The organism is Lonsdalea populi, from assembly GCF_015999465.1.
Taxonomy (GTDB): domain Bacteria; phylum Pseudomonadota; class Gammaproteobacteria; order Enterobacterales; family Enterobacteriaceae; genus Lonsdalea; species Lonsdalea populi.
Map to the genome: position 1 here is coordinate 3,679,808 of NZ_CP065534.1, position 23,324 is coordinate 3,703,131.

25 protein-coding genes are annotated in these 23,324 nt (G+C 57.0%); 8 read left to right on the forward strand and 17 right to left on the reverse strand.

The window, feature by feature from the left end:
- Window positions 1–64 precede the first annotated feature (64 nt).
- The 6 genes from I6N93_RS16345 to I6N93_RS16370 form a co-directional block, all read right to left on the reverse strand.
- Window positions 65–1,249, reverse strand: a complete 1,185-nt coding sequence (locus tag I6N93_RS16345; RefSeq protein WP_085686685.1) for an aminotransferase-like domain-containing protein — start codon at window positions 1,247–1,249, stop codon at window positions 65–67.
- Window positions 1,250–1,322: 73 nt separating this feature from the next.
- Window positions 1,323–2,024, reverse strand: coding sequence for a high-affinity branched-chain amino acid ABC transporter ATP-binding protein LivF (gene livF / locus I6N93_RS16350; RefSeq protein ID WP_085686683.1), 702 nt, complete (start codon window positions 2,022–2,024; stop codon window positions 1,323–1,325).
- A 4-nt stretch (window positions 2,025–2,028) separates the two neighbouring features.
- Window positions 2,029–2,799, reverse strand: a complete 771-nt coding sequence (gene livG / locus I6N93_RS16355) for a high-affinity branched-chain amino acid ABC transporter ATP-binding protein LivG (protein WP_085686681.1) — start codon at window positions 2,797–2,799, stop codon at window positions 2,029–2,031.
- Window positions 2,796–4,064, reverse strand: coding sequence for a high-affinity branched-chain amino acid ABC transporter permease LivM (locus I6N93_RS16360; protein ID WP_085686679.1), 1,269 nt, complete (start codon window positions 4,062–4,064; stop codon window positions 2,796–2,798). The genes livG and I6N93_RS16360 overlap by 4 nt, the downstream gene beginning before the upstream one ends.
- The gene (gene livH / locus I6N93_RS16365; protein WP_085686677.1) at window positions 4,061–4,987 is read right to left on the reverse strand and encodes a high-affinity branched-chain amino acid ABC transporter permease LivH; all 927 of its coding nucleotides are present in this window, start codon (window positions 4,985–4,987) and stop codon (window positions 4,061–4,063) included. Before livH ends, I6N93_RS16360 begins: the two co-directional genes overlap by 4 nt.
- 79 nt (window positions 4,988–5,066) lie before the next feature.
- Window positions 5,067–6,179 carry a branched-chain amino acid ABC transporter substrate-binding protein gene (locus I6N93_RS16370; RefSeq protein ID WP_085686675.1) on the reverse strand — a complete coding sequence of 371 codons (1,113 nt, stop codon included), beginning with the start codon at window positions 6,177–6,179 and terminating at the stop codon, window positions 5,067–5,069.
- 401 nt (window positions 6,180–6,580) lie between these two features.
- On the opposite strand from I6N93_RS16370, the gene panM reads away from it, so the two are divergent.
- Entirely contained in the window at window positions 6,581–6,979 is a 399-nt protein-coding gene (gene panM / locus I6N93_RS16375; protein WP_085686674.1) for an aspartate 1-decarboxylase autocleavage activator PanM, read from the forward strand.
- A 103-nt stretch (window positions 6,980–7,082) separates the two neighbouring features.
- Here panM and rpoH read toward each other — a convergent pair whose 3' ends face one another.
- The 4 genes from rpoH to ftsY all read right to left on the reverse strand — a co-directional run bounded on the left by rpoH (window position 7,083) and on the right by ftsY (window position 11,373).
- The gene (gene rpoH, locus I6N93_RS16380; RefSeq protein ID WP_085686672.1) at window positions 7,083–7,940 is read right to left on the reverse strand and encodes an RNA polymerase sigma factor RpoH; all 858 of its coding nucleotides are present in this window, start codon (window positions 7,938–7,940) and stop codon (window positions 7,083–7,085) included.
- Between the two features lie 265 nt (window positions 7,941–8,205).
- Window positions 8,206–9,186: a permease-like cell division protein FtsX gene (gene ftsX, locus I6N93_RS16385; RefSeq protein ID WP_085686670.1), complete on the reverse strand. Its 981-nt coding sequence runs from the start codon at window positions 9,184–9,186 to the stop codon at window positions 8,206–8,208.
- Window positions 9,179–9,847, reverse strand: coding sequence for a cell division ATP-binding protein FtsE (ftsE, locus tag I6N93_RS16390; RefSeq protein WP_085686668.1), 669 nt, complete (start codon window positions 9,845–9,847; stop codon window positions 9,179–9,181). The genes ftsX and ftsE overlap by 8 nt, the downstream gene beginning before the upstream one ends.
- Window positions 9,848–9,852: 5 nt before the next feature.
- Window positions 9,853–11,373, reverse strand: coding sequence for a signal recognition particle-docking protein FtsY (ftsY, locus tag I6N93_RS16395; protein WP_085686666.1), 1,521 nt, complete (start codon window positions 11,371–11,373; stop codon window positions 9,853–9,855).
- Window positions 11,374–11,674: 301 nt separating this feature from the next.
- On the opposite strand from ftsY, the gene rsmD reads away from it, so the two are divergent.
- A complete protein-coding gene (rsmD, locus tag I6N93_RS16400) occupies window positions 11,675–12,250 on the forward strand; it encodes a 16S rRNA (guanine(966)-N(2))-methyltransferase (RefSeq protein WP_085686664.1) in 576 nt (191 codons plus the stop codon).
- 31 nt (window positions 12,251–12,281) lie between these two features.
- On the forward strand, window positions 12,282–12,566 hold the full coding sequence (locus I6N93_RS16405; protein ID WP_176222533.1) for a DUF1145 family protein: 285 nt from the start codon (window positions 12,282–12,284) through the stop codon (window positions 12,564–12,566).
- A 45-nt stretch (window positions 12,567–12,611) separates the two neighbouring features.
- On the opposite strand, the gene I6N93_RS16410 is transcribed toward I6N93_RS16405, so the two are convergent.
- Entirely contained in the window at window positions 12,612–12,938 is a 327-nt protein-coding gene (locus I6N93_RS16410) for a DUF1820 family protein (RefSeq protein WP_085686662.1), read from the reverse strand.
- Between the two features lie 232 nt (window positions 12,939–13,170).
- Here I6N93_RS16410 and I6N93_RS16415 point away from each other — a divergent pair, with 232 nt between their 5' ends.
- Window positions 13,171–13,800, forward strand: a complete 630-nt coding sequence (locus tag I6N93_RS16415) for a lysoplasmalogenase (protein ID WP_085686660.1) — start codon at window positions 13,171–13,173, stop codon at window positions 13,798–13,800.
- A gap of 37 nt (window positions 13,801–13,837) precedes the next feature.
- Here I6N93_RS16415 and tusA read toward each other — a convergent pair whose 3' ends face one another.
- Window positions 13,838–14,086, reverse strand: coding sequence for a sulfurtransferase TusA (gene tusA / locus I6N93_RS16420; protein ID WP_085686658.1), 249 nt, complete (start codon window positions 14,084–14,086; stop codon window positions 13,838–13,840).
- A 192-nt stretch (window positions 14,087–14,278) separates the two neighbouring features.
- Here tusA and I6N93_RS16425 point away from each other — a divergent pair, with 192 nt between their 5' ends.
- The 4 genes from I6N93_RS16425 to I6N93_RS16440 all read left to right on the forward strand — a co-directional run bounded on the left by I6N93_RS16425 (window position 14,279) and on the right by I6N93_RS16440 (window position 17,043).
- Window positions 14,279–14,932, forward strand: coding sequence for a 7-cyano-7-deazaguanine/7-aminomethyl-7-deazaguanine transporter (locus I6N93_RS16425; RefSeq protein WP_085686656.1), 654 nt, complete (start codon window positions 14,279–14,281; stop codon window positions 14,930–14,932).
- A gap of 120 nt (window positions 14,933–15,052) precedes the next feature.
- Complete coding sequence (locus tag I6N93_RS16430; RefSeq protein WP_085686654.1) at window positions 15,053–15,610, forward strand: DcrB family lipoprotein; 558 nt, start codon at window positions 15,053–15,055, stop codon at window positions 15,608–15,610.
- A gap of 167 nt (window positions 15,611–15,777) precedes the next feature.
- The gene (yhjD, locus tag I6N93_RS16435) at window positions 15,778–16,794 is read left to right on the forward strand and encodes an inner membrane protein YhjD (protein WP_085686652.1); all 1,017 of its coding nucleotides are present in this window, start codon (window positions 15,778–15,780) and stop codon (window positions 16,792–16,794) included.
- A 48-nt stretch (window positions 16,795–16,842) separates the two neighbouring features.
- Window positions 16,843–17,043 carry a 2-hydroxymuconate tautomerase family protein gene (locus tag I6N93_RS16440; protein ID WP_085686650.1) on the forward strand — a complete coding sequence of 67 codons (201 nt, stop codon included), beginning with the start codon at window positions 16,843–16,845 and terminating at the stop codon, window positions 17,041–17,043.
- A gap of 79 nt (window positions 17,044–17,122) precedes the next feature.
- Here I6N93_RS16440 and I6N93_RS16445 read toward each other — a convergent pair whose 3' ends face one another.
- The 5 genes from I6N93_RS16445 to bcsD form a co-directional block, all read right to left on the reverse strand.
- Window positions 17,123–18,592 (reverse strand): M16 family metallopeptidase, encoded by a 1,470-nt coding sequence (locus tag I6N93_RS16445; RefSeq protein WP_085686648.1) that lies wholly within the window; start codon window positions 18,590–18,592, stop codon window positions 17,123–17,125.
- A 266-nt stretch (window positions 18,593–18,858) separates the two neighbouring features.
- The gene (locus I6N93_RS16450) at window positions 18,859–20,151 is read right to left on the reverse strand and encodes a dicarboxylate/amino acid:cation symporter (protein ID WP_085686646.1); all 1,293 of its coding nucleotides are present in this window, start codon (window positions 20,149–20,151) and stop codon (window positions 18,859–18,861) included.
- 304 nt (window positions 20,152–20,455) lie between these two features.
- Window positions 20,456–21,628, reverse strand: coding sequence for a HAMP domain-containing protein (locus I6N93_RS16455; protein WP_099017417.1), 1,173 nt, complete (start codon window positions 21,626–21,628; stop codon window positions 20,456–20,458).
- Window positions 21,629–21,827: 199 nt separating this feature from the next.
- On the reverse strand, window positions 21,828–22,841 hold the full coding sequence (locus tag I6N93_RS16460) for a glycosyl hydrolase family 8 (protein WP_232100087.1): 1,014 nt from the start codon (window positions 22,839–22,841) through the stop codon (window positions 21,828–21,830).
- A gap of 10 nt (window positions 22,842–22,851) precedes the next feature.
- The gene (gene bcsD, locus I6N93_RS16465) at window positions 22,852–23,322 is read right to left on the reverse strand and encodes a cellulose biosynthesis protein BcsD (protein WP_085686640.1); all 471 of its coding nucleotides are present in this window, start codon (window positions 23,320–23,322) and stop codon (window positions 22,852–22,854) included.
- Between the last annotated feature and the right edge of the window lie 2 nt (window positions 23,323–23,324).

Sequence of the window (23,324 nt, forward strand, 5' to 3'; positions counted from 1 at the left end):
AAAATCCCCTCGACAGCCCCGCTCTCATGCGGGGCTTTTTACTAGGCCGAAAACTGGCCCTGATTTACAGCGCCCGCCGCAGTCGCGCCACGGCTTCATACATTTGCTCTTCCGTCGCCGTCGCGAAAGACAAGCGCAGCGTTGAACGATCCGGCCGTTCGGCGAAGAAGAACTCACCCGGCACAAACACAACGCCTTCCGCCAACGTTTTTTTCAACCATTCGGTCGTATCGAACGGCTCACGGAATCGCGCCCACAGAAACATGCCGCCTTCAGGCTGATTGAAAGTCAGCACATCGCCAAGCGTCTCTTCAACCAACGCGGAAAGCCTCTCGCCTTTTTGCCGATAAGCATGACGAATGGTTTCAATCTGCTTCGGCAGGCGACCCAATCCTAAATAGCTCTCCACAATCGCCTGGGACAGCGCGCTGGCGTGCAAATCCGCCGCCTGCTTGATGATCGCTACATTGTGCAGCAGCCAGTCGGGCAGAACGGCCCAACCCAGACGCAGGCCCGGCGCCAGCACCTTGGAGAACGAGGAGAGGTAGACCACGCGATCTGCGTGTCCGGCCTCTTTCGCCAACTGGTACAGCGTCGCATGGCGTGTCTCGGTAAACCGCAGTTCGCCGTAAGGATCGTCCTCGATAATCAGGAAATCATGCTGTGCGGCCAGCGCAACCAGCTGCTTGCGCCTAGCCTCGCTCAGCGAAACGCCGCTGGGATTGCCGAAGTTCGGCACCAGATAAACGCCTTTGATACGTTGCGTCGCCAGCAATGCTTCCAGTTCGTCGACGATCATGCCGTGTTCGTCGGAAGACACCGACACGATCTGCGCTTCAGCCAGCTCCAGCGTCTGCAACGCCGCCAGATAGGTCGGTCGCTCAACGACGAAGACATCCTGCGGATCGATCGTCGCGCGCATGACCAAATCCAGCGCCTGCTGGGAGCCAGCGGTGACGACGATATCGTCCGCGCAGGTCTGTACGCCGCGAAGCTCGCACAGCTCCGCAATGCGTTCACGCAGCACCGGGCTGCCTTCGGTCAGACCATACTGGAACGCCGCCTTCGGCTGCTCGACGATCGCCTGCTCCGTCGCCTGCCGCAATCCGTCAAAGTCGAACAACGCGTCGGAAGGGATCCCGCCCGCCAACGAAATCACGCCATCCATTTTGCTGTGCTTCAGCAATTCGCGAATCGCCGAGCTTTTGAGCCGCTCCATCCGCTGCGCCACCAACTTACCCATTGCCATAACGATGCTCACTCATGAAAAAAGAGGGAATAATAGAATCAGACCGGGAGGACGACCCCGGCCAAAGAAAAATTTAACCGCCCAAATAGGCGTAGCGCACCGCTTCGTTCGCCAGCAGCGCCGCGCCGCTATCTTCCAGCACAACGCGTCCGTTTTCCAGTACATAACCGCGGTCGGCCAGACGCAGCGCCTGATTGGCGTTCTGCTCCACCAGGAAGATGGTCATCCCTTCTTCACGCAGTTGCTGAATGGTGTCGAAGATCTGCTGAATCACGATGGGCGCGAGCCCGAGCGACGGCTCATCGAGCAACAACAGACGCGGTTGGCTCATTAACGCGCGGCCAATCGCCAGCATCTGCTGTTCGCCGCCGGACATGGTGCCGGCGCGCTGAGAGCGGCGTTCCCGCAGGCGCGGGAACAGCGTATAAACGCGTTCGATACGCGCATCATACTGTTCGCGCTCGGCGAAAAAGCCGCCCATCGCCAGATTCTCTTCCACCGTCATGCGGGAAAAGACCCGACGGCCTTCGGGCACAATGGCGATGGCTTCACGCATGATCCGCGCCGTCGGCCAGTCGGTGATCTCCTTGCCGTCGAACACAATGGCGCCGGCGGACGCCCGTGGATCGCCGCATAGCGTGCCCAGCAGCGTGGTTTTTCCTGCGCCGTTGGCGCCGATCAGGGTGACGATTTCGCCCTGACTGATATGCAGGTCGACCTGATGCAGCGCCTGGATTTTACCGTAATGCGCCGATATCTGATTTAATGACAACATAACCTTATCCTTCACCCAGATAGGCACGGATCACATCCGGGTTATTACGAATCTCTGCCGGCGTGCCCTGCGCCAGCGGCGTCCCCTGATTCACCACGTAGATGCGGTTTGAAATGCCCATCACCAGCTTCATATCGTGTTCAATCAGCAGCACGGAAACCTGATGATTATCGCGCAGATCGACAATCAGAACGTTCAGCTCGTCGGTTTCTTTCGGGTTCAGACCCGCAGCCGGCTCGTCCAGCATCAACAGTTCCGGACGCGTCACCATGCAGCGGGCGATTTCCAACCGGCGCTGCTGCCCATAGGCCAGATTGCCGGCCTGACGGTTCGCCAGATCCAGCAGCCCTACCCGCTCCAGCCAGGTGACGGCGCACGCCTGTGCGTCCGCTTCCGCGCGGCGGAAGGCGGGCGTTTTCAGCAGCCCGGCGAAGACGCCGCTTTTCAGATGCTGATGCTGAGCGACCAGCAGGTTTTCAATCACCGTCATCTCGCGGAACAGCCGCACATGCTGGAATGTCCGCACCACGCCCATCCGCGCGATTTGCTGCCCCGGCAACGATTCCAGATGCTGATCGCGTAGCAGGATCGTGCCGCCGGTCGGGCGATAAAACCCGGTCAGGCAGTTAAAAATGGTGGTCTTGCCCGCGCCGTTCGGGCCGATCAACGAGACGATTTCACCGGCATGCAGATCCAGCTCGACATTGTTGACGGCCAGCAGACCGCCGAAACGCATCATCAGGCCCCGTACCGATAATAGTGGCTGCGTACTCATGCCTGTCCTTCCTTATCCTTCAGCTTCATCTGCGGCCGTTTCATCGGCAACAGCCCCTGCGGGCGCCAGATCATCATCAGCACCATCAGCGCGCCCAGCAACAGCATGCTGTACTCGTTGAGATCGCGCATCAGTTCACGGGACACCACCAGCAGCACCGCCGCCAGGATCACCGCGAACTGCGACCCCATACCGCCCAGCACGACGATGGCCAGTACAAAGGCGGACTCGGCGAAGGTAAAGGACTCAGGGCTGATAAATCCCTGACGGGCGGCAAACAGCGTGCCGGCAAAGCCCGCAAAAGCGGCGCTGATGGTAAAGGCCGTCAGTTTGATTTTGGTCGGGCTAAGGCCCAGCGAACGGCAGGCGATCTCATCTTCACGCAGCGCTTCCCAGGCGCGGCCCAGCGGCATGCGCAGCAAACGGTTGATGATGAACAGCGTCAGCACCACCAGCAGCAGCGCAACCAGATACAAGAAAATGATGCGATCGCCGGGATCGTAAGCGAGCCCGAAGAAGTTGTGGAACGTATCCCAGCCGCCTTCGCGCGGCGTGCGGCTGAACTCCAGTCCGAACAGCGTCGGCTTGGGAATTTGGCTGATGCCGTTCGGGCCGCCGGTCCACGCGGTGTTGTTCAGCAACAGAATACGGACGATCTCGCCGAACCCCAGCGTCACGATCGCCAGATAGTCACCGCGCAGCCTAAGCACCGGGAAACCCAGCAAAAAACCCGACAGCGCCGCCGTCAGCCCCGCCAGCGGTAGAGACTGCCAGAAGCCGAACCCGAAGTCGTTGCTCAGCAGCGCATAGGTATAGGCGCCGATGGCATAGAAACCGCTATAGCCCAGCACCAGCAGGCCGGACAAGCCCACCACCACGTTCAAACCCAGACCGAGCATGATATAAATCAGCGTCAGCGTGGCGATATCGACCGTGCCGCGGGACACCAGGAACGGCCAGACCACTGCGGCGACGATCAGCAGCAGCGCCAGCCCTTTCTGCCGCGGCGTACTGCCATCGAAACTCGGCAGCACCAGACCGTTGCCGGGAAATTGCTGTGCGCCCCGCGCCAGCAGAGGACGCAGCAGTTGGAACAGGAAGACCACGACACAGCCCGCCCCAATCCAGTACCAGCGCACCTTATCCGCGCCATGAACCACCAGCTTCGTGCCGTCCAGACTCAGCTGCATCCCCATCATGAAGGAGGCCAACACCAGCAGGACAAACGCCGAGAAAAAGGCGTTGAAGACGTTATGCTGTTTCATACCTTCTCCACCTCCGGGCGACCCAGAATACCGGTAGGCATCACCAGCAGCACGACAATCAACAGGGCGAACGACACCACGTCTTTGTATTCAGTGCTCAGATAAGCGGACGTCAGCGCTTCCGCAATCCCCAGAATCAGGCCGCCGATCATCGCGCCGGGAATGCTGCCGATGCCGCCCAACACGGCGGCGGTGAACGCCTTCATGCCGGCCATAAAGCCGATATAGGGGTTAATTACGCCGTAGAACTGACCTAACAGAACTCCGGCGACAGCGGCCATCGCAGCGCCGATCACGAACGTCAGCGAAATCACCCGGTCCGTGCTGATGCCCAGCAGGCTGGCCATTTTCAAATCTTCAGCACAGGCGCGACAGGCGCGGCCCATACGCGAATAGCGAATAAACAGCGTCAGCGCCAGCATGGTCAGGAAGGTGACCACCCAGATGGTCAGCTGCATCGTGCTGAGGGTGGCGGCGAAGCCGTTACTTTCACCCAGCGTCCACTGACCGTGGATCAGGCTTGGCAGCGCAACGTCGCGCGAGCCCTGGGTCAGGCTGACGTAGTTCTGCAGGAAAATAGACATCCCAATGGCGGAAATCAGCGCAATCAGACGTTTGGAGTTACGCACCGGCTTGTAAGCCACGCGCTCAATGCTCCAGCCATAGGCGCTGGAAATCACGACCGCCGCGACAAAAGCGACGCTGATCAGCAGCCAGCCGGTGTCGATACCCATCATCATCAGGGCGGCGATCACGATAAAGGAGACATAGCTGCCGATCATATACACTTCGCCGTGGGCGAAGTTGATCATGCCGATAATGCCGTAAACCATGGTGTAACCAATGGCGATCAGCGCATAAGTGCTGCCCAACGTCAGACCGTTGAACATTTGCTGAACGAAATAGAGGAATTGCTCGGACATACCTTAAGCCTTTGACGTTGCCCCTCCGTCGGCAGACGGAAGGACAACGGTATTCAGGGAGTAATACGGATCCAGTCAATCACTTCACGGAGGAGGAAGTACCGTCTGCGTGCCACTCAAATACACCAAACTCAAACCCTTTCAGGTCACCTTTTTCGTCCCAGCTCAGCGAACCCATCACCGTTTCAACCGGCCTGGCCTTCAGATCGGCCGCCAGTTTGGCGGGTTCCACGCTGCCGGAGCGCTGCATGGCGGTGGTCAGAGACTGCAATGCGGCATAGGTCGTCCACACGAACGGACCTGACGGGTCGAGGTTCTTCGCTTTCAGCGACGCCACCACCGGCTGGTTGGCCGGCACCTGGTCGTAGCGTTTCGGCAGGGTGACCAACATGCCTTCAGAAGCCTCGCCCGCGATATTGGACAGCGAGGAGTTGCCTACGCCTTCCGGTCCCATGAACTTGGCTTTCAGGCCAGCCTGACGCGCCTGGCGCAGAATCTGCCCCATTTCCGGGTAGTAGCCGCCGAAGTATACGAAGTCGACGTTCTCTTTCTTCAGACGCGCCACCAGCGTAGAGAAATCTTTATCTCCGGCGGTCACGCCTTCAAACAGGACGACGTTGCCGTTGCCCTTTTTCAGGTTGTCCTGAACGGCGCGCGCCAGTCCTTCGCCGTACTGCTGTTTGTCGTGCACGACGGCGATACGCTGCGGTTTGACGGCATCCAGAATATATTTGGCGGCGGTCGGGCCCTGATCTGAGTCCAGCCCGGTGGTGCGTAGAATCAATTTATAGCCGCGGGTCGTCAGGTTGGCGTTGGTGGCGGCCGGCGTAATCATGATCACGCCTTCGTCTTCGTAGATATCCGACGCCGGCTGGGTGGAGGAAGAGCATAAATGACCGATGACATAGCGGATGCCGTCATTAATCACTTTGTTGGCGACGGCGACCGCCTGTTTCGGGTCGCAGGCATCATCATATTCCACGCCGACCAGCTTATTACCGTTGACGCCGCCCTTAGCGTTGATATCCGCAATAGCCTGACGGGCGCCGTTGAATTCCATATCGCCGTACTGCGCGACCGGGCCGGACATGGCCCCAACGACGGCCACCTTAATATCAGCGGCGTTGACGGCGTAACCCAGCGTCATTGCCATACATCCCATCAGCAACATGCTGCCTTTGCTTAATTTCATCCTGTTTTACCCCATTCTAATTTTCATTTATTACGATCATGTTTGGCGCCAACCGTGACTACTCACGCTTTTTTTATAAGTAATAACAAGTTAGGCTTAATATTTGGCAATAGTCAGCAATAAGATTTTATTTTTCATGCCATTAAACAGGAGTTTTATGCTACATAGCAACTCGCATACGCAGTAAGTCGCGGCGTAAACAGCATAAAATTTTAGTCTTAATACCCAGATTTTTCTTCTTATCTAGTCGGTTGTGCTAACAGATGCGTAAAAAGGTAATTAATAACTCGAAAAATGACCAAAGCGAAAAACATTGCCCTGTAAACTGTACATAAAAATTACATAACCTTTCTGGCGTCTACTCACTACAATCGTCTTCACCATCAATCGGAGCGCATCGCATGAAACTGACCGTGGAATGCCTAACTTCTTTTACCGACCAAGACAAGCTGGATTTAAGCCCGCTATGGCCGCATCAAAACTTCACTCAGTTAGAGCAGAGCCTGACGCCGGACCACCAATTGTTCGCGGCGCGATTCAACGACCGCCTGCTGGCGGCGGTCATCGTGGAGATCAAACAGGACAGCGCCGAACTCTGCGATTTGCAGGTCAGAGAAGCGACGCGCCGGCGTGGGGTGGGGAAATATCTCGTCGAAGAGGTGCTGCAGGCGCTGCCGCACATCAAGGAGTGGTGGCTGGATGCGGCCGATCATGCCATGGTCAGCGAAAGTGTAATGGACGCGTTTATGCGATCCTGCGGGTTTGATCCGGTATCCGGAGGTTGGAAGTACAGCCGGTAACCGCACCGGGACGAGGCGTTTAGGCTCCTTTTTTCCGCCCCGAAAATATTACGGCCGGGACAAGCCCGGCCGTAATGTTTCGTGCGCCTGCCATCCGCCGCGACTAAGCTTCTATCGCCGTGCGCAGCTTTTTCATCGCGTTCTTTTCCAACTGGCGCACGCGCTCGGCGGAAACGCCGTAGCGATCGGCCAGTTCCTGCAAGGTGGACTTATTGTCGTCGTCCAGCCAACGGGCGCGAATGATGTGTTGACTGCGCTCGTCCAGACCTTCCATCGCGTGGGCCAGCTTGTCGGCCGCGTGGCTTTCCCAGTTGTCTTCCTCAATGCCATCGGCAAAGTCAGACGTTTTGTCCTGCAGGTACAGAATGGGGGCCATACCGTGTCCCGGCTGCGCATCGTCTTCCGGCGCCGGGTCGAAAGTCATGTCCTGCGCCGCCATGCGGGATTCCATCTCGAGCACGTCTTTACTGGTCACGCCGAGTTCACGCGCGACCACCTCGACTTCGTCCTGATTAAACCAGCCCAAACGCTGCTTGGTTTTACGCAGGTTAAAGAACAGCTTACGCTGAGCTTTGGTCGTGGCAACTTTGACGATGCGCCAGTTGCGCAGCACATATTCGTGGATTTCCGCCTTGATCCAGTGCACGGCGAAAGAGACCAGTCGGACGCCGATGTCGGGGTTAAACCGGCGCACGGCCTTCATGAGGCCGATATTGCCTTCCTGTATCAAATCCGCCTGCGGCAGGCCATAGCCGGAATAGTTACGGGCTACGTGAACAACAAAGCGCAGGTGTGACAGGATCAGCTGCTTGGCCGCATCCAGGTCTCCCTCAAAATGCAGCCGTTCAGCCAGCGCCCGCTCTTCCTCCGCCGTCAGCATCGGATAGGCATTGGCGGCACGAATATACCCTTCCAGACTGCCCTGGGGAACTAAGGTGAAAGTTTGCATATCTTTGGTCATTCAACCCTCTCATGATTTGTTTATGTCGTCGGACATGACGAACAATGTCTAACCCACATCAACGTTTAAATCTAGAATTTGCCCACTATTAGAGCGTGACTTGTCTCACAAGTTCACACAATTTTATCCATCTGCGTTTACATATCAAGATGGCCGTGCAGCAAAATGAATCCGGAGAGAAAAGCGTTCAAAGAAGCGAATTTTCTCATACTCTTCCCTTGACAATTTAATCCCTTTTACAAGGAAAGAGTATATCAGAAAACCCTTACTCCGGTGTAAAGCGTCGTAAATGTTGAACCGTGGCCAACCACGCAGCCAGCCAGCCGATCATCGCGGCAACCAGCAATAACAGCAGTCCTTCATCCCAGCCCATTCCCTTCACTGCGAATGTCGTGCCGAATACGGCGGCGACCTGTGCCGTAGCCGCAGAGAGCTTCCACACCAGCGCCTGAGATAGGATGAGGGACAGCACCGCGCCGCACAGTCCCAACATCGCCCCACCGTTCAGGAATGGCCGCAGGATGAAGCCGTCGGTCGCGCCGATCAGTTTCATGACGTTGATGGTATCTCTACGGCTGAAAATGCTCAGACGGATGCTGTTCCCGATCACCAGGAAGACCGCCACGAGCATCAGCACGCCGATCGTAAAGGCGACTTGCCCGACTAATCCGGTCATCGCCACCAGACGCGAATACCAGCTGTCGTCCATTCGTACTTCATCGACACCTTCAATGGTGGTAATACGGTCCCGCAGGGACGTCATTGTCTCGGCGCTCTGGAACGTCATTTTGGGCGTCACAATAGCCACCGCCGGCAACGGATTTTCTTCCAGCATATCCAATGCGCCGCCGAAGCCGGACCAATTGCGGAATTCACCCATCGCCTCATTGCGCGACAGATAGTTGACCTTATCGACCCCATCCGTCGTCTGAATTTTGGCGATCACGCCCTCTGCCGTTTTGTCATCCAGCGATTTATCCAGATAGATTGTCAGCTGCGGAGTGGGATACCACAGCGTCGCTGCCTGACTGACGTTTTTCCACACCAGATAACAGATGCTCGGCAGCGTCAGGGAAATGGCGATAACCATGATGGTCAGTAGCGTCGCCAGCGGCTGACGCAGCATATCCCGCAGCGTGTTCCCCCAGGCGTAGCGCCATTGTTCCTGCCAGCCGCCTTTAAGCGCACGGGCCTTACTGACAGGGCGTTTGTGTTTTTCTTTTCTGCGAACCTGATGATTAGCCATGGACGTTATCTCCCAGCATGTGACCTTGAGACAGCGTCAAAACCCGGTAACGGCGGCTGGCAATCAGCCCCGTATCGTGGGTTGCCATCAGCACCGTAACGCCGACACGGTTAAACTCTTCAAACAGGCGCAGGATATCTTCGGACAATTCGTCGTCGAGGTTGCCGGTCGGTTCATCAGCCAGCAGCACCACGGGTTTATTCACCACCGCACGGGCAATGCCCACCCGCTGTTGTTCCCCCCCGGAGAGCTGAATGGGGTAGCTGCGCGCTTTGTCCAGCAGCCCCACCTTATCCAGCGCCGCCGACACGCGACGGCGGATGTCTTCCACCGAAGCGCCGGAGATGATGAGCGGCATCGCCACGTTTTCATAAACGGAGCGATCCATCAGCAGATGGTGATCCTGAAAAATCATGCCGACCTGACGGCGCAGGAAGGGGATCTCGCTCTTCTTCAAACGGCTGATGTCATGACCGCCGAACAGGATCTGCCCCGCGCTCGGCCGTTCTATCCCGCAAATCAACTTTAACAGGGTGCTTTTCCCGGCGCCTGAGTGGCCGGTCAGAAAGACCATCTCCGCAGGCCGGACATGAAAATCAACGCCTTGCAATGCCTGGCGACCGCCACGATACGCCTTACTGACCTGCTCGAAACGAATCATCCGTATTAGTCCTCACGGGCAAAAAGTGCCTCAATAAAATCGTCAGCCTTGAATGGCCTTAAATCCTCGATGCGCTCCCCTACCCCGATATAGCGGATAGGAATACCGAACTGATCGGCGATGGCGAAGATCACGCCGCCTTTTGCCGTTCCGTCCAGCTTGGTGAGGGCGATACCGCTCAGCCCTACCGCCTCGTTAAACAGTTTAGCCTGACTCACCGCATTCTGGCCGGTGCTGGCATCCAGCGTCAGCATCACTTCATGCGGCGCCTGATCGTCTAGTTTCTTCATCACCCGGACGATTTTTTTCAACTCTTCCATCAGATGGGATTTGTTCTGCAGACGGCCCGCCGTATCGGCGATCAACACGTCTACGCCGCGCGCTTTCGCCGCCTGAATCGCGTCAAAAATAACGGAAGCAGAGTCCGCCCCGGTATGCTGCGCCACAACCGGCACGTTGTTGCGCTCACCCCAAATCTGTAGCTGTTCCACCGCCGCCGCGCGGAAGGTATCCCCCGCGGCCAGCATCACCGACTTGCCCTGAGCCTGATATTGGCGGGCCATTTTGCCGATAGTGGTGGTTTTTCCCACGCCGTTCACGCCGACCATCAGAATCACAAACGGCGTTTTGCCTTCGATATTCAGCGGCTCATCCACTTTTTCCAGAATGGCGGCCATCTCTTCTTTCAACAGCGCCATCAGCGCTTCGGCGTCTTTCAGCTGCTTGCGGCTGGCGTGTTCCGTCAGACTGGCGATGATCTTGCGGGTGGTATCCATCCCCACATCCGCAATCAGCAGCTGCTCTTCGAGTTCTTCAAACAGATCGTCGTCAATTTTCTTACCGCGAAACAATGAGACAAATCCAGAACCCAGATTCTGCCGGGTTTTGACCAGGCTGCGCTTGAGGCGGCTAAAGAAACCCTCTTTGGCAGGACGCTCCTGCTCCTGAGGCGGTGCCGTCGGCGTTAACACCGTTTCCTCGACGGACTCTGCGGGCTCATCTTCCAGCACTTCAGCCTGCGCAACGATGACCGCTAGCGGTTCATCGTCGACGGCTTCAGGCTCCGCTTCCGGTTGGGCGCGAGACACGGCGTCTTCCATGTCCTGGCGCGCTGTTTCCAGCGCCTCTTCCTGCAACAGGACGTCTTCCGGCAATGCGGTTTGCGCCGAGCTATCCAATCCTTCGACCGCCTGCGGCACCGCTTTCTGAGCGGTGGCGGTAACCGGCTCATCCACCGTCTTGTCGACGACTTCCGACTCTTCCGGCATCTCGCCCAACGGGGCTTCATCCGCGGCCTCGGCGGCCTCTTCCCGCTCGACGGGCGCCGGCGCGTCATCGTCCGGGTTCAACGGCTGGCGTTCAGCCTCTTGGGGCGCCGAGGCTTCAGTAGATACGATCTGCGCATCCGGATCTGAGTGCGCCGTCTCGCCTGATTCAGGAAGTGTCTGCGGTTGCTCACTATTTTCTTCTTCCTGACGTCCCAATCCCAGCCAGGAAAAAAATCCGCGCTTTTTCTGTTTAGCCATCTTGTAATTGCGCTCCTCGCCATCCAGTGCAGATGATGAATAATCTATGAAGTCAATAAAGAGCAGAGTTTAACACTTTCCCGACCGCAGCAACACGCGGCGCAGGGACCTGAGCGCAGACAATCTGCGTAACCAAGTGTTTCAATATTCAAGGAGAAAAACACCGGGAAACGGAAGTTGCGACGCCCTTCAATAGGCGCATATCTTTGCATTTCCTGGATGGCCCCGTCCCGTTAGAATAGCGCGACTTTCAACCCTATACGGTTGCGACCAGTAACGAACCTCAGTGAATGGCAGGCTAATGGCAAAACAACATGCTACATCCGCACCCGGACAAATTCGAATCATCGGCGGCCAGTGGCGCGGCAGAAAACTTCCCGTTCCCCACAGCCCCGGCCTGCGCCCCACCACCGATCGTGTGCGGGAAACGCTGTTTAACTGGCTGGCGCCGGTGATCCAGCAGGCACGTTGTCTGGACTGCTTTGCAGGCAGCGGCGCATTGGCGCTGGAAGCGCTGTCGCGGTATGCCGCTCACGCCACACTGCTGGAGGCAGAGCGCGGCATTGCGCGTCAGCTCAGCCAGAATCTCTCGCTGCTGCGGGCGGAAAACGCCAGCGTGATCCATACTGATGCGCTGCAGTGGCTGTCTCGGCCAGGAGAGACCTTTGACGTGGTCTTTCTCGATCCACCGTTTCGACAGGGATTGTTGAACAACACGGTCAACCTGCTGGAAACGCAAGGTTGGCTGGCGGACGACGCCTGGATCTATATTGAAACAGAGGCGGAAAACCGCACCCTGAACCTTCCGACCAACTGGCAATTGCACCGTGAAAAAGTCGCGGGCCAGGTCGCCTACCGGCTTTACGCGCGCAGCTGACAGACCGGCAACCTCAGAGGACATTATGATAATTTGGATTAATCTCGGACGATTACTGATGCTGGGCGTGTGGGGCTTTCTGATCATGAACCTGATTCAGCCGTTTCCACGGCCGTTGAATATCTTCATGACGGTGGCGATGGTGTTCATGGTGCTGATGCACGGCATGCAGTATCTGCTGCTGAAGGCCAGTCAGCCGAAAGACGCCCCGCCCATCAGCGGAATGACGCAACTACGGATCTTTTTGTTCGGGGTGTTCGAGCTGATGGCATGGCAGCATCATCAGCCGCAGGACAGCAAGCCGGAAAAGCGCTAGGTTCAGGGCATCCGCTTGCACGATGCGGATGCCTGACAACCGAGATCAGGTTTTTTTACCGGGCAGGTAAGGAAAATGGGTCACATTGTCGCCGAGTTCGGCAATCCGTGAACTGCCGCGCTCCCGCTCCTTCACCGAATCGATGCGAATCACCGCCTGCAGCGGAATATAGCTGCGATCAACGCCGGCGAATTCGGTCTTCAGCTTTTCCGTACTCGGATCGACCAGCAGCTCCGACGGGCTTTCAAACACGAAGTCGGCGATTTCGATAAAGCCGAACAACGCGCTCTGCGCCAACTCTCGCACATAAAGCTGATAGTTCTTGCCGTTGTTCATAAATTGAATGCGGTAGAGTGCGGATTCATTACTCATTAAACAACATTCTCCCTTTCAAGCGATTCACCATATCGTACTGCCGCCTATCCGGCGCTACCTTAGCATGATGCCCCAACACCCGCATCCGCCATCCTGTCGTTGTCTCGCTTAGGGTCGATCACCTACACTGAAAGAGCAATCATTGTGCAGATTCATCCCAGAAGCCGGGTTTCGCCTCGGCGCGTTCGCTTTTCTGGCCGTCTGAATTTCCCACATTTAAGGACGTTCTATGCTTTGGTCATTTATTGCCGTTCTTTTTTCCGGCTGGCTGTACGTCGACGCCAGCTATCGTGGTCCCACCTGGCAACGCTGGCTGTTCAAGCCCCTCACCTTACTCTTGCTGATCGCGCTGGCCTGGCAGGCGCCGATGCTGAACGTCCCGGCCTACCTGATCGTACTGGGCCTGCTGGCGACCATCGCCGGCGATACCCTACTGCTGCTGCCCGCGCAGCGAATGTTGTACGCCATCGGCGCTTACTTCGCCGCGCATTTGCTCTACACCATCAGCTTCCTGTCCACCCAAATGACGCTGAATGTGTTCTGGCCGCTGCCGCTGCTGCTCGCCATCGTGTCGGCGTTGCTGGTTGCGATGCTGTGGACCAAGCTGGATAGGCTGCGTCTGCCGGTCTGCGCCTTTATCGCCATGACCGCCGTCATGGTGTGGGTGGCGGGCGGCCCCTACTTTGCCGTGAGCACCGACTACAACCTGTCGCTGCTGGTCGGCGCGGCCCTGCTCTTTATCGGGCATGCGTCCTGGCTGATTTATCACTTCCGCTTTAAATTCCCGGCGCATCAGGTGATTCTGGCCATCTGCTATTTTGGCGGCCATTTCCTGATCGTGCGTTCCATTTATGCCTGAACGCTAAACGCATCAATGGAGCGCGAGGAAACGCGGGCTATTTTCCCGCTTTGCGCAGGAGATAACGGTAGGGCAAGGCATCCGTCGACTGACCGAGCAGCTCGTGCTCCATAAATACGCAGAAGCCGGGAATATCACGCGTCGTCGCGGGGTCATCGGCAAGAATCAGCAGCGTCTCTCCCGCAGCCATGCCGCGAACTGTCTTGCGCACCAGCATTACAGGTTCCGGGCAGCGCAGTCCTAGCGTGTCGAGGGTTAGATCGGCGTGGGCAAAAATATCGGTCATGGCGAGTCTCAAAAGGGGTTGTCGATGGATAGCGGCCCTAGTTTACGCTGCGAATTTCAGGGCGCAAGCCGCGAAAAATCAGGATGTTCAAAGAAAATGGAAATGGGTATGATGCCGTTTTATTGACGTCCTGCGCCGCGCAAGACGTTGTCACTGGGTTCCCTCACCCCATATAACCAAAAAGGTCGCGACATGTTTGACTTTACGCCGCAGCAGCGGCTGACAGCATTGTGCTGGCTCACGCTATTCCACATTCTGATCATCACCTCCAGTAACTATTTAGTGCAGCTGCCGGTTTCCGTGTTTGGCTTTCACACGACCTGGGGTGCCTTCACCTTCCCGTTTATTTTTCTGGCGACGGACCTGACGGTGCGGATTTTCGGCGCGCCATTGGCGCGGCGCATTATTCTGCTGGTGATGATCCCGGCGCTGGCGATTTCCTACCTGGTTTCCACGCTGTTTTATGACGGAGGCTGGCAGGGTTTTGCGTCGCTGAGTCAGGTCAATATCGTGGTCGCCCGCATCGCCTGCGCCAGCTTTATGGCTTATGTGCTGGGACAAATTCTGGACGTCCATGTCTTTAACCGCCTGCGGCAGCGTAGCGCTTGGTGGGTCGCGCCCTCGGTCTCCACCGTGATCGGCAACCTCTGCGACACGCTGGCGTTCTTTTTTATCGCGTTCTATCGCAGCCCGGACCCGTTCATGTCCTCGCACTGGGTTGAAATCGCGCTGGTGGATTACACTTTCAAGATCCTGATTTGCGGGATTCTGTTCCTGCCGATGTACGGCATCATGCTGAATGTGCTGCTCAAACGTTTGAGCGAACGGACGCCGCAGGCGGCATAACACCAGATTGCCCCGAAAGGGGCCGACAGACAGGCTTTGTGACAACAAAAGGCTTGTTTTTACTGTCTGAATCGGGTGGCATAGCAGTATTGATGTTTTCTAGTTGAGGAAAGAGCCGCTATGCCGAAAGTCGTCAAATTTATTGGGATCGGATTGCTGGTTGCCACGCTGGCCGCCTGCGATGGCAAAAACGACGAGACGTCTTCCACCGCAGATCCGGCGGCGCAGGCTCAGAGCAGCCAGACGGTCTCTTTGCTCTCCGGCAAGCTGACGTTCGCCCTGCCCGCAGACCTGAGCGACCAGAGCGGAAAGCTGGGCAACCAGGCCAATAACATGCACGTGTACGCCAACAAAAGTGGACAAAAAGCGGTCATCGTCATTCTGGGCGACAGCACGACCGAAGAGCTGTCGGTGCTGAGCCAGCGTCTGGAAGACCAGCAGCGCACCCGCGACGCCAATCTGCAGGTCGTCACCAATAAAACCATTGATGTCGACGGCCACAAGCTACAGCAGTTGGACAGCATCATCTCCAGCAGCGGTCAGAAAGCCTATTCTTCCGTCGTTTTGGGCATCGTCGGCGACCATCTGATGACGCTGCAAATTACCCTACCCGCAGACGATCAGCAGCAGGCGCAGACCGAAGCGGAAAATATTATCCGCACGCTGAAACTGAGCTGATCCTCACCGTTCAGGGTATTAACGCAGCCCTGAACGGCCTTCCCGACCTGCACCATCACCCCGCATTTCGCCGTTTATTCCAGGCCGAAGCCCGCACAAGACTGTGATTACGATTATGTCGGTTATAATCAATAGGATGGATAACTGCGCGTAAGAGGTTTCTTTACATGCCCGTAACACCAAAACGGCCCCCTGACAACACATCGGCCCAGCCCCCTTCCCAAGAAGACGCCGCGTCTTCGGCGGAGAAAACGCCTATCGCCCGGCTGACCCGCTGGAGCAAATGGATTCAGTCCCTGCCTTACGTCGCGCACTTTATCCGCGCCGTCGAACGGTTCAATGACCGCATGGGCAGCCAGTTCGGGGCGGCCATCACCTACTTCTCCTTTTTGTCGTTGATCCCCATTCTGATGGTCTCTTTCGCCACGGTCGGGTTCGTGCTGGCCTCCAACCCCGATCTGCTCACGGAGCTGATCAGCCGCATCGTCAACAGCATCAGCGATCCCAATCTCGCGAATACGCTGAAAAACACGGTGAATACGGCGATACAGCAGCGTACCACCGTAGGGCTGACCGGTTTGCTGATCGCGCTGTACTCTGGGGTAAATTGGATAGGCAACCTGCGAAACGCCATCCGCGCTCAGTTCCGCACGAAGTGGGAACGCAATCCGCGCGATGAAGAGAAAATCTATTTTCAGTATCTGTGGGATTTCTTGTCGCTGCTGGGGCTATTGATCGCGCTGGCGTTCACGCTGTTCCTGACCTCCGTCGCCGGGACGGCGCAGAACAGAATTGTGATAGCGCTGGGACTGGAAGGGATTGAGTGGCTGCGGCCCGCCATGACGTTGATTGCAGTTTCGATTTCCATTTTTGCCAACTATTTGTTATTTCTATGGATACTGGGCGTTCTGCCGCGCCGCAAGCCCAACCGTAAGGCGTTGTTGCGCGGAACCTTGCTGGCCGCCGTCGGTTTCGAGATATTGAAATTCATCATGACCGTTGTGCTGCCCAAACTGGCGTCGTCTCCCTCCGGCGCGGCCTTTGGCTCGGTTATCGGCCTGATGACCTTTTTCTACTTTTTTGCCCAGTTGACGCTCTTTTGCGCCGCGTGGATCGCCACCGCCAACCCCAGACGTCATAACATCCCCGAAGACACGGCCGAACCACCGGCTGCATCTTCATGACGGTCGGCGGCTTAGCCGCCGACCACATAACCCTGACAGGAGAAACATATGCCGGTTGTTACCGTTCGCATCCTCAAAGAGGACACTACCGCAGAGCAAAAAGCGCAGGTGATTGAAGGCATCACGCAGGTGCTGGAGAAAGCGCTGAGAAAGGACCCGGCCAAAATCATCGTGATGATTGATGAGGTCGAGGCTGACAATATGGGCGTCGGCGGACAAAGCATGACCGAACGGCGCAAGCCGTCCTGACCCCATCGGAAGCGGCGTTGGCACGCCAGGGTGGCGACACGCTGATAAATCCGGAGTGTCTGCCCCCGGCTAAATCAGCTTATGGCGCCGCAGGCGCGGTTTCATCCGCTGCGGGTGCGGCGCTCTCAGCCTGTGTCATCATCCCGTTATACCTATCCATGAGTTCTTTCAGGTTGGCTTCGGGTTCACCCGGCTGCTGTTGCAGCAATAGCGTCGCAGGTTGCGCCAGTTGCAGACGCAGCGCCCGATTAAGGGATTCCAGCGTCACCGAGGAGAGATAGTTTTTACGCAGCTGCTGATACTGCTCCGGCGCGATATCCACCACGCCGCTTCGCTGCGAGCGCAGCCGCTGCTCCATCAAAATCTGCGTACCGGTGCGAGCGTAGGTGGCAAAAAGCTTGCCCAACTCCTCGTTTTTACGCGCCACCAGCGCATCGAATTCCGCCTGCGTCAGGCCACTCTCCTGCAACACGCCGAGCGCTTTGCCCACCAGCGTAACGCCCTCGACCAACTGCTCTCCGTTCAGGTTGTCCATATGCAAAGAGCACTGCGCGCGCCCGTACAAGACGTTACAGTCGAAGCGCACGTTGGCTTCTTTCAGCGCGCTTTTCTCCAGTGCCTGCTGTACGCGCTGAAACATCGCCTCCCGCGCCAGGTCGCGTTGCCAATAGCGGGCGAGTGCGTTTGAATCTCGAATCGGCTGCCAGACCGTATCCCATATCAGCGCGATGGAGTCCGGTTTTCCCGTGGTGCCTATAAGGCGGATCGGTTCCGCGGGCAGCGGAGACAACACCGGCATCGGTGCGGGCGTCGCGCGCTTGCCCTCCAGCGGCGCGAAGACCTTCCGGATCTGGTCGACGATCGCGCGGTGGTCTACGTTACCGACCACGTATAGCGTCATCGCATCCGGCGTGTACCATGCTTTGTAGAACGTCTGCAGCGCTTCGGCCGTGAGCGGCGTTTTAACCGGCTGCCCTGGATTGCGCGCCAGCAGAATGGAATCTTGCAGGCGATATCGCCATGCGGGATCCTGCGGATTGGGCGGCAACGTGGCGACGCCGTCTCCCCTTTGCAGCACCGTCCCCATACTGTGATCGTCGATTGACAGCCCGCCGGCGGTTTCCGCCAGCCAGCTCAGCGCGTCTTTCAGCAGCTCGGGCCGGTTATTCGGCAGGCTCAAATTGTAGGAGGTGAAGTCGTAGGAGACGACGACCGGCGACGGCGTCTCATCGTTGGGAGCAGAAGCCCACAATGCCGCCAGTTGGCCCGGCGTAAACGACGCGTTAGGCATCATCGCCAGACGAGGAATGACGTGAGAAAATCCAGTTTGCTGTGTGTTTTCGCTCAACGATCCCGTGTTCACCACCAGACGAAGTTCGAGGCGGTCGTTGGGACGCTGAGGGGTAGTCAGAAGCTGCCAGTTAAAACCGTTATCCAGCTTACCCTGCTGCCAGGCGGGATCGGGCTGTAGCTCTTCCGCCAGTGCAAAACGGCCGACGGCCGCCAGTAAAACACCACCTAATAAAAGACTGATTTTGGTTCCCTGCATGTGAACCCCTGCTTTCTAATCACTCTCTGAAGACGTGCATTTTATGAATGACGGTGACGGTTGTGCGGTCACCACACTGTGTACTCACCTCACAAAAAACAGAGGCGCAGTGTACCATCCGGTTAGACCGCGTGCTTTCGCCGATGTCACTCAACAGGGCGAAATATACCGAAAAAAGTGGAAAATGCTGAATTTGGACTCATTCAGTAAACAATGGCCCACAGCGTTTATATTCGCTGCGGGCCACTGACAGAAGGGCGGAAACGTCAGGAAATACGTGAGGAAGAGGGCTCCGACTTGGCGGGTTTATTGTTATCCAGCACCTCATTCAGCTGCTTTTCATCCAACTGACCGACCCACTTAGCGACGAAAATTGTCGCGATACCGTTACCGACCAGGTTAGTCAACGCGCGGGCTTCCGACATAAAGCGGTCGATCCCAAGAATCAGCGCCAGCCCGGCCAGCGGCAGATGGCCTACGGCGGAGATGGTGGCGGCCAGCACGATAAATCCGCTGCCGGTGACGCCCGCCGCCCCTTTTGAGGACAGCAACAATACCACCAGCAACGTGACCTGATGCCAGATATCCATCTGGCTGTTGGTGGCCTGCGCAATAAACACCGCCGCCATTGTCAGGTAGATGGAGGTACCGTCAAGATTGAAGGAGTATCCGGTCGGGATCACCAGCCCCACGACCGACTTCTTACAGCCCGCCTTCTCCATTTTTTCCAACATCCGCGGCAGAACCGACTCGGAGGAAGACGTCCCCAGTACAATCAGCAGCTCTTCCTTGATGTACCGGATGAACTTGAAAATGCTAAACCCGGTGGCGCGGGCGATAGACCCCAGCACCAGAATCACAAACAGCACACAGGTGATGTAGAAGCAGACCAGCAACTGTCCCAACTGCACCAGCGAGCCGACGCCGTATTTGCCGATTGTGAACGCCATCGCCCCGAACGCGCCCAACGGCGCGAGGCGCATGATCATGTTGATGATGCCGAAGATGACTTTGGAAAAGCTTTCGATCACATCAAAAACGATTTTCCCTTTCGCGCCCAAGCGGTGCAGCGCGAAGCCGAACATCACCGCGAACAGCAGCACCTGCAGGATATTGCCGCTGGCAAACGCGCCGATCACGCTGGCGGGAATGATATCCAGCAGGAACGGGACGATACCCTGCTCGGCGGCCTGGCTGGCGTAGTTGGAGACCAGAGACGCATCGAGCGTGGTGGGATCGACGTTCATTCCCGCGCCCGGCTGCACCAGATTGACGACGACCAGCCCGATAAGCAACGCAATAGTACTCACCACTTCGAAGTACAACAGAGCGACGGCGCCGGTCCGCCCCACCGCTTTCATACTTTCCATGCCGGCGATGCCCGTCACGACCGTACAGAAAATGACAGGCGCGATGATCATCTTGATCAATTTAACGAAACCATCACCAAAAGGTTTCATTTGTTCGCCGATGGATGGATAAAAATGTCCCAGTAGTACCCCGATGGTAATCGCCACAATCACTTGAAAATACAAACTCTTGAAGATTGATGTTTTCATCATTATGTCCTTGGGTAGGAGTGCACACGTGGACGGGAAACGATATAAGCCACCACCTGTGGTTGCGCAGAAAAGTAACATCGCATTAACAGTTGGAATATCTTTTATAACTTAAGTTTGTGACTTAAAGGCGAGAGTTAGGAGCTGAATCGCATCAATGGGTTATGAATAAAAAATAGTTTAGAAACAGAACAATAACAATATTCGCAGGGAGGAGAACGCCGGGCGATCTAACACACTGTTATTTATTAATTAATTTAAATAAGAGTGATTGTCGCCCGCGGGCTGGGAAGTCACGGCGGCGTTACGACAAGGAGGATGCGGGAGAGACAACGACAGAGATAACGCCATCGCGGCCTGCGCCTCGCGCCTGCTCCATCGCCAGACGGGCCTGCGCCAGCCATTGCCCGGCGGCGTTAGCCCGCATGAACGCGGCCTCGTCGAGCACCGCCAGCAGACCGATGCTGACATTCACGCCTCCGTGCAATCCGCCTTCACGCAGGCGAGCGAGCGTTTGATGTGCCCACGCCAGCGCGAGATCGGGCGCCGCCGGAACCGCGCCCAACACGGCATATTCGTCGTTATCAAGCCGCACCAGCAAGCCGGACTCGCCGATAACAGACCGGAGCGCCGCAAGCGTTGGCGGCAGATCGTCGTTTCCACAGGCCGCATCCACTTCCAACCCCACCACGCTCAGACAGAACGGCTCGCGTCGGCGGGATAGGGCGTGAATGAGCGTCGCTTTGTCCTCCGGCGCCTCGTCGCCCGCGCGCCGGTACGACTTCCACCGCCGCAACTTACGGTTGTAGCTACGCACCAGCATGCCCAGTTCATCATCGCTGTGCCGCTCCGGCAGCGTCAGCGGACAGTCAGGCAGAAACTCTGAGGGAACGTCCTGCAATTCCTTGATGATTAATCGCAGCGGGTTAACTACGCGGTGTTTCACGCACCAGGTGATGCCCACCGAGAGGATCAGCGCCAGCAACAGATAGGTCACCAGCAGGGTCGAAAACGTGCTGACGATGAACTGGAACATCCGGTAGGAGTCAGCTTGCAGCACCAGATGCGCCAGCGGCGTGGAACCCGGCACCTGCGGCAGGGAATATAACGGAATCGAGACCTCTATCGGCAGGCTAAACGTCCGTGCAACCCAGCGTGGTAAAGGCCGCTCGGACGGGAAATTGGCATGCAGCGTGTGCAGTTCGCCGGGCAGGACCAGATAAGCCCGGCTCAGGAAGCCGACCGGTAATAAGTTGTTGAGCAGACCGTCGGCCTCAACCACATCACCCTGCAAGACGGCATTGGTCAGGGGAGTTCGCACGGAATAAGCAATATGTTCCAGCTGGCGCACGTAATCATCCCGTCGCTGATGCACGAAATGGAACAGCTGGATCACGATAAACAGGCAGACGGCGGTGACCGACACTGCCGAAATCACCGTCATCTGTTTGATAGTTAGTGAACGACGAACGTGCAAACCTATTCTCCCAAAACCCCGATGCACGGGGAAAAACAGCCGTACAGTATATCTCGAGCGCCAAGTTTATAGGATGCAAAGGGAAGTCGGTTAAAAGGTTTAAGGATTTTTCCGAGGGAAGTCTTTCCGTCAGTGGCCGGGCATCAGAAAAAGGGCGCGCTTATCAGTCCGAAGCAGGCGACAGCCGCGCCTGATGAGGTCAAGGCGCGTCGGCAGTGACACGCGCCAAATCGGCCAGCAAATGCAGGCTGGCGGAATAGTAGTCTTCATCCGGGCTGATGGCATCATTGACCTGATGACTGTCGCCCATCGTCAAATCCCGCACCGCCAGCAGGCCGCCGTTCATCATGTACGGCGCGGTATGGTTATTCAACACATCCACCCAGGCGGGCGTTCGAAGACGCGGGAAACCGCGCCAGTACAGGCGGAACGCGCTAAGCTCCGCGCTTTCACGGTCGTACCAGTAAACGTACAGAGGGATGCGGATAGCGTCATAGCTGAAGCGCGATGGCCAGTTCATGGCCGGCGCGGTGGTGCCATCGGCGTTCAGCGCCACCCAGTCGGACGGCAGGTTGGTATCGCCGAACCGCGTTTTGCTTAGCAGCAGCATCCCGTCTTCAATCAGCTGATGCCATACCGGCAGACGGCTGCGTTTGGAAAAATCCTCCCAGGCGGGGAAGATAAAATAAGAAGGGTTGAGGACGAGGTAAGTGCTTTTATTGAAGCCATTCGCGCCCGGCAGCATCACGGTATGCCCGGCGTACTGCGTCACATTGTGCGCGATGATGTCTTTTTGCAGGCTGTCCGACGCCTGTAAATACGGCTCGTTGCGCCACTTCTCACCGGCCTTCAACAAGGCCCAGGCAATCATGACGTCGCCGTCGGAAGCATTATTTTTGTCGGCCACCGGGTCGGCGGCTTTCGGGGTATAACGCCAGTAAAACAGGCCGTTCTGTTTATTTTTGAGATGGGACTGCGTCCATGACCACAGGCGGTCAAAAGTGTTCCGGTCATCATAATGCACCGCCAGCAACATGGCGAAGCCTTGCCCTTCCGTGTGGCTGACGTTGTTATTGCCGGTATCCTGAATTCGCCCGTCTACCGTTAAAAAACGGCTTTTGTAACTATCCCATCCCTGATCTGCCGCTATCGCATTCGTGCTGCATAACGCCATGAGCAAGACCATAGTCCAGTGCCGCAATGGCTTTATCATGCTTTCCCCTCTAGTTATTTTGATAACGAAATCGCAGAGCCGTCTCACCGTCGGCCGCTTCACCGACCAGCGGCACATGGGCGCCGCCGCCCTGCTCTTTGAGCCAGTGAGCATACAGCCCCTGCAACACCGCCTCGATCGCCATCAGCCAGCGCGCCTTGCTCAGCGCGCCATCACCGGCCGGCAGGGCCAGATGTAAGATCTCCAGCGACGCTTCGCCCGGCAGCAGTTCGACATAGCCCCAATCAAACGCGGCCAGCACCGCGTTCATCTCCCGCTCCAGATCTGCCACGGTCAATGCCGCCGATAAGGGATAACGCTTCGCAAGCGCCTCGCCCATTTGCTGAAGAAAGGCCTGACCTTCGCTTTCGCCGACGTTGTTCATCATATTTTCAATGATGATCCCCAGAAGATCAAACCAGCCCGGCGGGCACTGCTGCTGGCGATAATACTGCAAGGTCGTTTGCTGCCATTCACTCATGC